Genomic DNA, 12,279 nt, shown 5'->3' with positions numbered 1-12,279 from the left:
GAGGGGGAGGAGGGAGGTGGGCGGACGGTCAGCGGGTTCCGGCCTCGGCGAACCGCGCGACCGAGGCGACGTTCGACTTGGTGACGAACGCGGGACCGGTGAGCACGGGCGCCACGCCGCCACCACTCACGTTGCCGTTCGTCTTGTACAGCCAGAGGGAGTCCACGGCGAGGTAGCCCTGCAGATACGGCTGTTGGTCCACCGCGAACTGTACGTCCCCGCTCCGCACGGCCTTGACCAGGTCCTTGTCGAGGTCGAAGGTGGCGACCCCGGCCCGGCTGCCCGCCGCCTTCACCGACTTGACCGCGGCCAGCGCGGACTGCGCGCCCAGCGTGACGACTTCGTCGATGGTGGGGTCCTGCCGCAGCCTGGCCGTGACCGCGGCGTTCACCGCGTCCAGGTCGGTGCCCTCGACGTACAGCATCTCGGTCTCACCGGCGAACGTCTTCTTCACGCCCGCGCAGCGCGCCTCCAGGGCCACGTTGCCCCGCTCGTGGATGACGCACAGGGCGTGCCTGGCCTTGACGGCGTCCAGCTTGTCCCCGACGGCCCGGCCCGCGAGGCTCTCGTCCTGGCCGAAGTACTGCAGGAGACCGGCCGACCGCCAGGCGTCGATACCGGAGTTGAGACCGACCACGGGTATGCCCGCCGCCTTCGCCTCGGCGACCGGCCCCTTCATCGCCTGCGGCTTGGCCAGGGTCACCGCGATGCCGTCGACCTTGTCGCGGATCGCGTCCCGCACCAGCTCCGCCTGACCGGCCGGGTCGGAGTCGCTCGCGTACGTCAGCTCGATGCCGTCCTTGGCGGCCGCGGCCCGGGCGCCCTTCTGAACCAGTTGCCAGAAGTCGTCCCCCTTGCCGCCGTGGGTGATCAGGCTGACCTTGAGCCCGCCGGAATCGGCCATGCCCGCGGCGTCCGCGTCCGCGTCGAGCCGTGCACCGCCGGAACCGGAGCAGCCGGCGAGGAGCAGACAGACCGCGGCGACCACGGCGACCCCACGAAGGGATCCGGAGGAAACCTGAGGTGGGGGAGGAGTGTTCATGGAGGGGGCACCTCGCTGTGCGGCCGAGCAAGTGGAACGCGAAAGTGAGGCCGAATCGCACGTTGCGCACCGGCCTGTTGCACCTTCACTCGCTCGGAGCCAATCGTGTGTGACCGCCGGTAGTCAAGTGATCGGCCGCTCGCAGTGAGTTGTCGGTGCGACATCGTGATGGTCCCGCTGCCAGCGGGAAGGCCGACGGTGGTGCCTGCGGGGTGGCGGAACGAGGCACCCGCCTCCCCGGGGCAACGCACCCGCTATCGTTGCGGCGTTACGGCTTGCGCGCCACCACCCCGTACATCGCGATGTCCTCGTCCCGGATCACCTCGGTGCCCGTGCCGTCCGGATGCCACTTGTGGACCTGGACGATCCCCGGGGCGACGAGTTCCAGCCCCGCGAAGAACTCCTCGGCCTCGGCGAGGGTGCGCAGCCGCATCGGCATGCCCCGCGCCGCGTACTCGCGGGCGACCCGGCCCACCTCGTCCGGCGCGAACTCGGCGGTGCCGATGGACATCGCCAGACAACTGCCGGAGGGCAACGGGTCGAGGAGTCGGCGGACGATCCCCACGGCGTCGTCCTCGTCCATCATGAAGTGGACGATCGCGATGACGGTCAGGGCCACCGGCTGCGTCAGGTCGAGGGTCGCGCGCAGCTCGGGGGCGTCCAGGATGCTCGCCGGATCGCGCATGTCCGCCTCGACGTACGCCGTCCTGCCCTCGGGCGTGCCGTTCAGCAGGCCCTGGGAGAGGGCGAGGACGAGGGGGTCGTTGTCGACGTAGACGACCCGGGCGTCCGGGGACACCGACTGGGCGATCTCATGGATGTTCGGGGAGGTCGGGATGCCGGTGCCGACGTCGAGGAACTGACGTATCCCCGCCTCCTCGGCGAGATGCCGCACCGCGCGGTTCATGAAGTCGCGGTTCGCCCGCATGTGGACCGGCAGCGCGGGCCACTCCCGGACCATGGCGTCGCCCGCCTCGCGGTCCGCCGGGTAGTGGTCCTTGCCGCCGATGATGTAGTCGTAGATCCGCGCGGAGTGCGCGCTCCCGGTGTCGATGTCTCGCTCCATGCACCTCCCTTCCCATGCTCAACTCATGTCTAATCCTGTTCAGTTGACCATCCGGTCCCCGGTTCCTACGCGGCCTGCTGCTGAACCGCTTTCGCCTCCCGGGCCTCCCGGGCCTCCCTGCGGCGCTGCCGTCGGCTGCGGCGCGGCTCCTGGTCGGGAAGCCAGCCGAAGGCCATGCAGCTGCCCGCGACTCCCAGCAGGAGGCCGATGAAGAAGCCGCCCAGGTTGGAGGTGGCCCAGGTGCCCAGGGACATCAGGACACCGGTGATCGAGTAGAAGAGCCGCTGCGCGGGGTTGAAGAGGATCAGCAGTCCGAGCACCAGCATCAGGGTCGGCAGCACGTAGCCCGCCAGAGCCTGTGCGCCGGCGTGCAGCATGACCTTCAGCGACGCCTTCTCGGTGAGCAGGATCTCCGCTCCGCCCAGGGCGAGCAGGAGCCCGCCCCAGAACGGACGGGCGGCCCGCCAGCGCCGGAAGGCGGGCCGCATGCCCTGACGGGGCCCCTCGGACATCAGCAGCCCTTGCTGCTGAAGCCGAGCTTCAGGCCCGGCAGCTTGAACACCCCTGCCGTGGTGGCGTAGTTGGTCTGCCGCAGGTTGCCGATGTGCACGGTGTCGGCCTGCTGGCTGAACACACCGATCGGGCCCTTCACACCGGCCTTGGTGAGGGTGCTGGCGTCGTTGCCGATCTCGATGTTGTCGAAGGCGGCGTCGCCGGACAGTTCGGTCGAGTCGGTGGTCAGGTCGGTCGCCTCGACCTTGTCCTTCCCGCCGCCCGCGGTGATCAGCAGGTTGGTGCCGCCCAGGTCGACGCTCTGGCACAGCTTGGTGAGCGTCGCGTTCTTGATGGCGGACGTGATGACCAGCACCTGGCCGCCGGTGTCGCCCTCGTTGGGGCTGCCCGGAGCCATCTGGTCGAGGCCGCCGAACTGTTCGAAGCCGGTGCCGTTGAGCTCGGTGGCGGTGACCGTGAAGGCCATGCCGGAGATGGCGAACTGCACACCCAACGCCCCCTCGGCCGTCAGGATCGCGAGCGCCGCGGCGACCGCCGTGGCCGGCACCGCCATGATCGCGGCCCGGCGGGCCCGGACCCGCCCGCGTCTCGCGGGGGCTTCGGAGGATTCGGGGACTGCTGGTGAGGACGAGGCCATGTTCTGCTCCCGTGGGCATAGTCAATGCGATGAGGGTTCAGCGGCACACGTTGTCCTGGCGCGGACAGCGGACCTGGGCGCACGCCCCCTCGCAACTCCCGGTGACCGCAAGGGCTTTCTCGTTACGCGTCAGTAGCCGTCGAGGAAGTTACCGGGGGTTACATTCGAGGGTCAAGCGAGTTGCGGGAAAAGAGTGTTGGTTGTGTGCCACCTGTGTGGCCGGATGCCAACTCCCGCACAAAACCTTGACGTTGACGCGTACTCAGGTCTACAACTCTCCCTGGCTTCCCCCAGATCCGTGGCGCCGGATCCAGCCGCTTCCCGGACGCTCTGTCCAGTAGGGGCACTTCGCTGCCCGAGTGCGAACCGAGTGCGCCCCCTTCCAAGACACCGGCACGGCCCCTTCCCCCCTGGCCGTGCCGGTCGCGGAGAAATCCGCCCCCCACCCTCAGAAAGAGGCACCCGCATGCGTACGCGATCCCTCCTCACCCTCACCGCCGCCGTCGCCGCCCTCGCCCTCCCCGCGATCTCGCCCGCCTCGGCGGCCGACGGCACGGTCCTCACCACCGGCGGCCTCGGCGGCACCGCCGTCGCGGTCGGCGACGTCCTCACCGCGCCGCTGGCCACCGGCACCACCGCCACCCTCTACTCCAGCGCGACCGGCACCAGCGGCGTCTCTTGTGCGGCCTCGCAGTTCACCGCCACCGTCACCGACAACCCGGCCGCGCCCGGCACCGCCACCGAGTCGCTCGACGCGCACACCTTCGGCAGCTGCACCGCCAACGTCGTCGGCGTACTCGGCGTCACCAGCATCACGGTCAACAACCTGCCGTACACCACCTCCGTGGCCTCCGACGGAACCGTCACGGTCACCCCGGCGAGCGGCTCCACCATCCAGACCACGGTCGTGCTGCGCACCCTGCTGGGCAGCATCAACTGCGTCTACCAGGCGTCCAGCCTGGTCGGCACGGCCGACAACGCCGACAACAGCATCAACTTCACCAACCAGGAGTTCACGAAGACGTCCGGCTCCTCGCTCTGCTTCGCCAACGGCTACTTCACCGCGAAGTACGCCCCGGTGACCGACGGGGACGCGCTGGTCTTCGTCAACTGACCGACGTAATAAAGGAGTTCAAACGGCGTTCAGCGTCGACGCAGACGCAGCGCCAGGGCGGCGCCCCCGGTGAGCACCAGCACCGCGGCGGCGCCGCCCGCCAGCATCGGCGCGGACGGGTTGGAGTCCGAGCTCCCGGTGGCGGCCACCGGCGTGCTGTCGGAGGCGGCTCCGGCCTCGGCGTGGGTGCCGGCCGAATGGCTCGCCGCGGCGGACGGATTGGCCTGCGCGGTGCGCTTCTCGGTGGGAGTCGTGGTGGCCGAGGGGCTCGCGCTCGTACGCTCCCGCTCGCTCTCCGCCGTGGCAGACGCGGAGCCCGCCCCGGCCGCCCCCGCGCTCTTCGCCGCCGGGAACACCACGTCCGAGCACGAGTAGTACGTGTCCGGCGTGCTGCTGTTCTGCCAGACCGTGTACAGCACCTGCCGTCCCGTCCGGTCGGCCGGGAGCTTCGCCCTGATCCGGTACGCGCCGTCGGTCAGCGCCGGGTCCGTCACCTCGGCGAACGGCCGCTCGGGGAGATCGGACCAGGTCAGCGGCTTCGTCGGGTCGTAGCCGGGCTTTGTCAGATAGAGCCGGAACGTGCCGGTGTGCGGGATCGTCGAGACGTACCGCATGGTCAGTGTCCCGCCGGGGGTCAGCCGGGTCGAGGGCCAGTCGGAGCGGGCCAGGTCGAGGCCCTTGTAGGCGGGCAGGCCGCCGCTGCACAACTCTCCGTCGGGGATCGTCTGCCGGTCCCGGCCGTTCACGTTCGCGACGCGCAGGTTGTCCCAGGCCGTGAAGGACGCCCCGTTGGCGGCGACGGCCGCCTTGCAGGCCGCCGACCCGGACGGCGTGCCGCCGTCGGGGGAGCAGGCGAAGACCCGGCTGACCGGATCCGTCGGCGCGCCGTGTGCCTGCGCGGGCGCCGCCGCCCACACGCCCAGCAGCAGGGAGCTCGTGACGGAGGCGGCCAGGGCGGCGGTGCGGTGTGCGGTGGTCCGGGGCATCCGGAACGTCTCCTCGGGCGGAACGGGAACGGACTGCTCGTGTGCGGTGAACGGTGTGCTCCCGTCCAGTACGGGAAATCGGCCCGGCGCGTTCACGGGGCCGCCAACCGGCGCAAAACAGACCGTTCCCGGTCAACCACCCGGTGTCGAGGGTGGGTTTCCGGCCGGATCAAGGGTTTCCCCTGTATCCCCCTGACCTTCCCTTTGCCTATCGTTCGACCACAGCCGACCCACAGGTAACCCCGGACGGGCCGGCTCCCGCGCCAGGCCGGCCTCCGTGCGCCTTTCTCCGCCTCACCCCCGGTTTCACCCCCCTCCGCTTCATCGCCGAAGCGATTCGACCGCCGTTCCGCGCTGCCCGGAGCACGGCCACGAAAGGCAAGCCCTTGCGAACCTTCCTCTCCTCCAGCTCCTCCAGACGGAAGCTCATATCCGCCGCCGCGGTCTCCGCCGCCCTGCTGACGGCCGCCACCACCACGGTCGCCGTCGCCCAGGAACCCGTCTCCCAGGAGCCGGCCGTCCCGGCCGCGCTGACCGAGGCCGCCCCCGGCACCCCGGCCGAGCGCCTCATCGTCGGCTACAAGTCCGGTGCCGCCGAGGCCAAGTCGAACCCGGCCGCCGAGGCCGACGCCGCGGCCAAGGGCAAGGAGGCCGGCGAGGACCTTGACTTCCAGCGCCGCCTCGGCACCGGCGCCGCCCTGGTCGACCTGGGCGCCGACCTCACCAAGGCCGATGTCGCCGACGTGGTCGCCGAGTTCAAGGCAGACCCGCAGGTCGCCTACGTCGTGCCGGACCGCCTGAACACCGCGAAGGCCGACCCGAACGACACCGAGTACGCCAAGCAGTGGGACCTGTTCGAGTCCACGGCCGGCATGAACGTGCCAGGCGCCTGGAGCACCTCGACCGGCACCGGCGTCACCGTCGCCGTCATCGACACCGGCTACGTCGCCCACACCGACCTCGCCGCGAACATCGTCGCCGGCTACGACTTCATCGCCGACACCGCCGTCTCGGTGGACGGCAACGGCCGCGACAGCAACCCGGCCGACCCGGGCGACTACTACGCGGCCAACGAGTGCGGCTCCGGCATCCCGGCCAGCAACTCCTCCTGGCACGGCACGCACGTGGCCGGCACCATCGCCGCCGTCACGAACAACAGCAAGGGCGTCGCGGGCATCGCGTACGGTGCGAAGATCTCGCCGGTGCGCGTGCTCGGCAAGTGCGGCGGCTACGACTCCGACATCATCGACGCCATCACCTGGGCGTCCGGCGGTACCGTCTCCGGCGTGCCCGCCAACACCAACGTCGCCAAGGTCATCAACATGAGCCTGGGCGGCGACGGGGCGTGCACCTCCGCGACCCAGAGTGCCATCACCGCCGCCGTGAACCGCGGTACGACCATCGCCGTGGCCGCGGGCAACGACAACGAGAACGTGTCGGCCCACTCGCCGGGCAACTGCAACAACGTGATCTCGGTCGCCGCGACCAACCGCACCGGCGCCAAGGCCTCGTACTCCAACTACGGCTCCCTCGTGGACATCTCGGCGCCCGGCGGCCAGACCAGCACCGGCACCGCCAACGGCATCCTGTCCACGCTCAACTCCGGCACCAAGACGGCGTCCACGGAGTCGTACGCCTACTACCAGGGCACCAGCATGGCCACCCCGCACATCGCGGGTCTGATCGCGCTGGTGAAGTCGGCCAACTCGTCGCTGACCCCGGCGCAGATCGAGACGGCCATCAAGAACAACGCCCGTGCCCTGCCCGGCGCCTGCTCGGGCGGCTGCGGTGCCGGTCTGGCGGACGCGGCCAAGACCGTGGCGGCCGTCAGCGGCGGTACGACCACGGGGACGACCTTCTCCAGCACCACCTCGGTCGCCATCCCGGACAACGGCTCGGCGGTCGAGTCCTCCATCGCCGTCAGTGGCCGGAGCGGCAGCGCCCCCTCGACCCTCCAGGTCGGTGTCGACATCACCCACACCTACCGCGGTGACCTGGTCATCGACCTCATCGCGCCGGACGGTACGGCCTACCGCCTGAAGGCCGCGAGCTCCTCGGACTCCGCGGACAACGTCAACACCACCTACACGGTGAACGCCTCCTCCGAGACGGCCAACGGCACCTGGAAGCTGCGCGTCCAGGACACGGCCGCGCAGGACACGGGCACCATCAACGGCTGGAAGCTCACCTTCTGAGCAGTCGGGTGTGACAGGCGGGGGGGGGGGGCCGCGGGGGGGGGGGGCCCCCCGCCGTTCGTCACGCGCGGAACGCGGAGAGGTGGTCGCCCGCCCAGTCCCGGTAGGAACGGGCCGGCCTGCCGAGCACTTCGGGGACCGCCGGTTCCACGTGCGCCTTCGTCCCCTCCCGCCCGCGCACGGAACTCTCCACCAGGGCACGGGCCACCTCGGCGGGGTAGCGCTCCAGCAGCCCGCGCAGTACCTGTTCCTCCGTCAGTTCGACGAATTTCAGGGGACGTTCGAGAAGTCCGGCGAGGATCTCCGTCTGCCGTACGGGACTCACGGCCTCGGGCCCGGTGAGCGGATGGGCCCGGCCCGCGTGCCCCTCGCCGTCCGTCAGCGCCCGCACCGCCACGTCCGCGATGTCCCGCGGATCCACCGCCGCGACCTCCGTGCCGCCGCCAAGGGCGCGCACCACGCCCTCCTCCCGTACCGAGCGGGCCCAGCCCAGGGTGTTGGACATGAAGGCCCGCGGCCGCAGCAGCGTCCACGCCAGGCCCGAGCCACGCAGCAGGCGCTCGTTCTCCCGCTGCCACTCGGTGACCAGATCGATGGCGTCGGGCTCGGTCACCGACAGGGTCGTCAGCTTCACCACGTGACGGACTCCCGCCGTGCGGGCGGCCGTCAGGAAGTTCTCGTCGTGGGCGTGCGTCAGCGGGTTCGCGGTGACGAGCAGGGCGGACCGTACGCCGGTCAGGGCCCGCAGCAGACTGCCGGGATCCTCGAAGTCCCCGCCCACCACCTCGGTGTGCGGGCCCGCCAGACCGGCGGCCCGTCGCGGGTCACGGGTCAGCAGGCGAACCGGCTCGGTGCCCGGCAGCCGCCGGGCCACCAGAGCGCCGACCGTGCCGGTCGCCCCGGTCAGCAGGATCATGAAACCGCCACCTCCAGCGATTCGAGGACCCGGGCGCCGCGGTCGGCCCTGCTGTCGAGGGCGATCAGCAGTCCGGGCACCGCGATGCTGGGCAGGATGTGCGCCCACAGCACGGACAGCCGGTGCCCGAGATCGACGCGATTGGTCAGCGCCCGCGACATCAGCTGGATGCCGGTGAACGCACCGACCAGCAACTCCACCGTCTCCCGGGGGTTCGCGGTCGGCAGCAACTCGCCCTGTGCACGCGCCTGTTCCAGCAGTGACGTCAGCCGGTGCGCCCACTGCCGGAACGGCTCGCCGTGGTCGACGCCGGAGGGCGTCTCCTGGTCCACCGCCAGCCGGACGCTGCCCCGCAGCAGGGAGTTGCTCAGCAGCCGCTGCCCCACCACGAACGTCATGTCGATGATCTCCTGCAACTTGCAGGGTTGCGGCGGGACGGCCCCGAACGGCACCTGCTCGTTCAGCACCGCCTGTGCGAGGGACTCCTTGGAAGGGAAATGAAAATACAGGGCGCCCTTGGTCACCTCGGCGCGCTCGAGGACCATGGCGATGGTCGTGGACGTGTAGCCGTGCTCGTCGAAGACCGCGCCCGCCGCTTCCAGGATCGCTCTGCGCGTCCTGATGGCGCGCTCCTGTTGTGCCATAAGAGCCCCTCCACTGCGCCGAGTTCAACAAGCCGGCGATCGTGTGCCGCAGTGACCCCGATCATAGGACGCTGCGGACTGATCTCATTGAAAACAAACCGGTCGGCTCGTACTCTAACGCTCACCGGAGTGGACGCATCACCGTCCGCCATGGCCTTCGGGGACCGTAGGGAGAGACATGCCTCAACCGCGGCACCTTGCCGAGACCCCGCTCATGACAGCGACCGTGCCCTGTCAGCTGGTGCATCGAGCGGCGGTGGCAGAAACGTTCCTCACCGGCTGGAGCCGGACCGCGGACGACCGCTTCTCCGTGTCGGCACAGTGGCCGCGCGCACACGGCTTACACGTGTCGGCGGACCGGTCCGCATACGAACCCCTGCTCGTCGTGGAGACCGTGCGGCAGAGCGGAACGCTGATCGCGCACACCGAGTACGAGGTGCCGCTGGGTCACCACTTCGTGCTCCAGGAATTCGAAGTCGACACGTTTCCACAGCACTTGGCCGTGGGGGCGGTGCCGGCCGAGCCGGTCGTCGAGGTCGCCTTCACCGAGGTCCAGTACCGGGGCCGCCGTCCGGTGGCCGCCCGCTACACGGCGGACGTCATACGCGGCGGCGACCGCGTCGCGACCGCGCGGGTGGCGTTCTCCTGCACCAGCGACTCCGTCTACCGCCGGCTGCGGGGCGGCCGTACGCCGGCCACCGTGTCCGTCCTGCCGCTCCCGCCCGCGCTGCCGCCCGCCGCCGTGGGGCGCGCGCTGCCCGCGGACGTCGTCCTCGCCCCGGCCGACCACCCGGACCGCTGGCAGCTGCGAGTAGATACCGCGCATCCCGTTTTCTTTGATCATCCGCTCGACCATGTGCCCGGCATGCTGCTCCTTGAGGCCGCCCGCCAGGCCGTTTGGGCGCGAAACCCCGGCTCCGGGTTACCCGTTTCGTTCCGGATCGCCTTCCATCGCTACGCCGAACTGGACGAACCCACCTGGATCGACGTTTCGGAAGGAAGCGGCGGCGCCGTACAAGTCGTGGGAAGACAGGGAGATTCGGCGGTCTTCGCATGCACCGTCGGCACCGCCGCGTGGTGAGTTATCGTGGAGAGAGCAAGAAACAAACGGCGTGACCCGTTCTTTCCCGCACCAGGAGTGTCCCGTCGATGCCGAGGCAGTTACGCGCCGAGCAGACCCGCGCGACGATCATCACGGCCGCAGCCGACCTGTTCGACCGGCACGGCTACGAATCGACCAGCCTGAGCGACATCGTCGAGCACGCCCAAGTCACCAAGGGTGCCCTCTACTTCCACTTCGCGGCGAAGGAGGACCTCGCCCACGCGATCATGGAGCTCCAGTCCCGCGCCTCGCGCGGGCTGGCGAACGAGATGGACGCCCGTAGCTCCTCCTCGCTCGAAGCCCTGATGCGCCTCACGTTCGGCATAGCGCACCTGTCCGTCGAGGACCCCGTCCCCCGGGCCGGCCTCCGGCTCGCCACCGGGGGAGTGGAGGTGCGGGCCCCGCTGCGGCACCCCTTCACCGAGTGGCTGGACATCGCCTCCCGCAAACTCCTCGGCGCCGTCAAGGAGTCCGACCTCCATCCGGACACCGACATCGACGCCGCCGCCCACTCCCTCGTCTGCTCCTTCGTCGGCACCCGCGTCGTCAGCCGCCACCTCGAACCCGTGGCCCGCCAGCCGCGCAGGCTCGCCGAGATGTGGCACCTCCTGATCCGGGGGCTGGTGCCGGTACCGCGACGCGCCCGCTATCTGACGCTGATCGCGCAGCTGGAGCGGGAGGCCAGGGTCGTCTGACGGGCGGGGCTGCACAGACGTCCGGCGTGCGGTGCCCCGGTCCCGTTCGGCGTGCGCGATAGCGTGAGCCGCATGCCCGACACCCCGCCCGCGCCCACGCCCGCGCCCGTGATCCTCGGCAACGAACCCGGCTCCTTCCCGCACAGCGTGCTCGCCGAGCGGCATCCCGCGATCATCCGCCAGGTGCGCGAGGCCTTCCCGTACGGTCCCGAGCAGCACCGCGCCCTCGACGAGCTGCTCGTGAGCTGTACCGAGGGTGTCGTCGAACCGCTCCCCGCCGACGTGCACGACCGGGACCGCTGGAAGACCTGGGGCATCGACAGGTACGCCGGCCGTTCCTGGTTCGACGTGCCCTGGCTGTGGTCGGAAAGCTACTTCTACCGCCGACTCCTCGACGCCGTCGGTCACTTCGGCACCGGCCCCTGGCAGGGCATCGACCCCTTCCGCCCCTTCAAGCTCGCCGAGCTCGACTCCCGGGAAACCGACGAGGAACTGGCCGCCCTGGACGACCTCGCCGAGCGGTCCGAGGACGAACAGGCCGCGGCCCTGCTGCACGGCTCACTGTGGGGCAACCGTGCCGACCTCGGCTTCCGCCTCTCCGACGCCGACGCGGAGGACCGGGCGGCCGTCCCGGGCCTGGTGGCCGACGACAGTGACACCCTCTGGTCGTCTTTCACGGGCGAGGGCACGCTGTGTCTGATCGCCGACAACGCCGGCCGCGAGCTGATCCCCGACCTGCTGCTCACCGCCCACCTCCTCGCCCACGGCCTGATCGAGCGGGCGGTCCTGCACGTCAAGCCGTACCCCTACTACGTCTCCGACGCCACGACCGCCGACGTGGTGGACGCCCTGCGCCGGCTCACGAACGCACCGGGCCGGGCCGCCGAGTACGGGCGCCGCCTCTGGTCCGCCATGGCGGACGGCCGTCTCACGGTCCGCGCCCACTCCTTCTCCTGTGCCCCGCTGCCGTACGCGGACATGCCCGACGACCTCCGCGCCGAGCTCGCCGGGGCCGCGCTGACCGTGGTGAAGGGCGACCTCAACTACCGCCGCCTGGTGGGAGACCGGACGTGGCCCCCGACGACCCCCTTCGCCGATGCCACCGCCCGCTTCCCCGGCCGGGTCGCCGCCCTGCGCACTCTGAAGTCCGACGTGATCACCGGACTCGACGCGGACACGGAGGCCGCGCTGGTCGCCGCCGAGGGGCAGCGCTGGCGTACCGGCGGGACCCATGCGCTGATCCAGGTCAGGCGGTGAGGAGCGTTATGCTGCCGAGTAGTACGGGTGGGCTGCCATACGTCCCGCCGACGGGCAGCGAAAGAGGACGGCATTGACCCCGCGGTACCTGAGAAATCCAGGGGAGCCCGTC

12 protein-coding genes are annotated in these 12,279 nt (G+C 70.6%); 5 read left to right on the top strand and 7 right to left on the bottom strand.

All coding sequences use genetic code 11. From position 1 onward, the window contains the following. Positions 1-28: 28 nt before the first annotated feature. The 4 genes from ADK57_RS38100 to ADK57_RS38085 all read right to left on the bottom strand — a co-directional run bounded on the left by ADK57_RS38100 (position 29) and on the right by ADK57_RS38085 (position 3,258). Positions 29-1,042: a substrate-binding domain-containing protein gene (locus ADK57_RS38100; protein ID WP_053754272.1), complete on the bottom strand. Its 1,014-nt coding sequence runs from the start codon at positions 1,040-1,042 to the stop codon at positions 29-31. Between the two features lie 268 nt (positions 1,043-1,310). Further along, on the bottom strand, positions 1,311-2,108 hold the full coding sequence (locus tag ADK57_RS38095) for an SAM-dependent methyltransferase (protein ID WP_053754271.1): 798 nt from the start codon (positions 2,106-2,108) through the stop codon (positions 1,311-1,313). A 65-nt stretch (positions 2,109-2,173) separates the two neighbouring features. Next, entirely contained in the window at positions 2,174-2,620 is a 447-nt protein-coding gene (locus ADK57_RS38090) for a DUF6114 domain-containing protein (RefSeq protein WP_053754270.1), read from the bottom strand. Further along, complete coding sequence (locus ADK57_RS38085) at positions 2,620-3,258, bottom strand: DUF6230 family protein (protein ID WP_053754269.1); 639 nt, start codon at positions 3,256-3,258, stop codon at positions 2,620-2,622. The genes ADK57_RS38090 and ADK57_RS38085 overlap by 1 nt, the downstream gene beginning before the upstream one ends. A 466-nt stretch (positions 3,259-3,724) precedes the next feature. Between ADK57_RS38085 and ADK57_RS38080 the strand changes: the two genes are divergently transcribed. Next, complete coding sequence (locus tag ADK57_RS38080; protein WP_053754268.1) at positions 3,725-4,372, top strand: hypothetical protein; 648 nt, start codon at positions 3,725-3,727, stop codon at positions 4,370-4,372. Positions 4,373-4,401: 29 nt separating this feature from the next. Here ADK57_RS38080 and ADK57_RS38075 read toward each other — a convergent pair whose 3' ends face one another. Continuing rightward, positions 4,402-5,358: a lytic polysaccharide monooxygenase gene (locus tag ADK57_RS38075; RefSeq protein ID WP_053754267.1), complete on the bottom strand. Its 957-nt coding sequence runs from the start codon at positions 5,356-5,358 to the stop codon at positions 4,402-4,404. A 386-nt stretch (positions 5,359-5,744) separates the two neighbouring features. Between ADK57_RS38075 and ADK57_RS38070 the strand changes: the two genes are divergently transcribed. Next, entirely contained in the window at positions 5,745-7,553 is a 1,809-nt protein-coding gene (locus tag ADK57_RS38070) for a S8 family peptidase (RefSeq protein ID WP_053754266.1), read from the top strand. Positions 7,554-7,614: 61 nt separating this feature from the next. Here ADK57_RS38070 and ADK57_RS38065 read toward each other — a convergent pair whose 3' ends face one another. Together ADK57_RS38065 and ADK57_RS38060 are read right to left on the bottom strand one after the other, a co-directional pair. Beyond that, positions 7,615-8,469, bottom strand: a complete 855-nt coding sequence (locus ADK57_RS38065; protein ID WP_053754265.1) for an NAD(P)H-binding protein — start codon at positions 8,467-8,469, stop codon at positions 7,615-7,617. Then, positions 8,466-9,113, bottom strand: coding sequence for a ScbR family autoregulator-binding transcription factor (locus ADK57_RS38060; protein ID WP_053754264.1), 648 nt, complete (start codon positions 9,111-9,113; stop codon positions 8,466-8,468). Before ADK57_RS38060 ends, ADK57_RS38065 begins: the two co-directional genes overlap by 4 nt. Positions 9,114-9,291: 178 nt before the next feature. On the opposite strand from ADK57_RS38060, the gene ADK57_RS38055 reads away from it, so the two are divergent. The 3 genes from ADK57_RS38055 (at position 9,292) to ADK57_RS38045 (ending at position 12,167) form a co-directional block, all read left to right on the top strand. Then, positions 9,292-10,194, top strand: a complete 903-nt coding sequence (locus ADK57_RS38055; protein WP_053754263.1) for a ScbA/BarX family gamma-butyrolactone biosynthesis protein — start codon at positions 9,292-9,294, stop codon at positions 10,192-10,194. A 68-nt stretch (positions 10,195-10,262) separates the two neighbouring features. Then, positions 10,263-10,910 (top strand): ScbR family autoregulator-binding transcription factor, encoded by a 648-nt coding sequence (locus ADK57_RS38050; protein ID WP_053754262.1) that lies wholly within the window; start codon positions 10,263-10,265, stop codon positions 10,908-10,910. A gap of 72 nt (positions 10,911-10,982) precedes the next feature. After that, positions 10,983-12,167, top strand: a complete 1,185-nt coding sequence (locus ADK57_RS38045; protein ID WP_053754261.1) for a damage-control phosphatase ARMT1 family protein — start codon at positions 10,983-10,985, stop codon at positions 12,165-12,167. Positions 12,168-12,279 lie beyond the last annotated feature (112 nt).

The sequence above is a fragment of the Streptomyces sp. MMG1533 genome (assembly GCF_001279775.1).
Lineage (GTDB): Bacteria > Actinomycetota > Actinomycetes > Streptomycetales > Streptomycetaceae > Streptomyces.
This window is presented reverse-complemented; position numbering and strand designations above follow the sequence as displayed.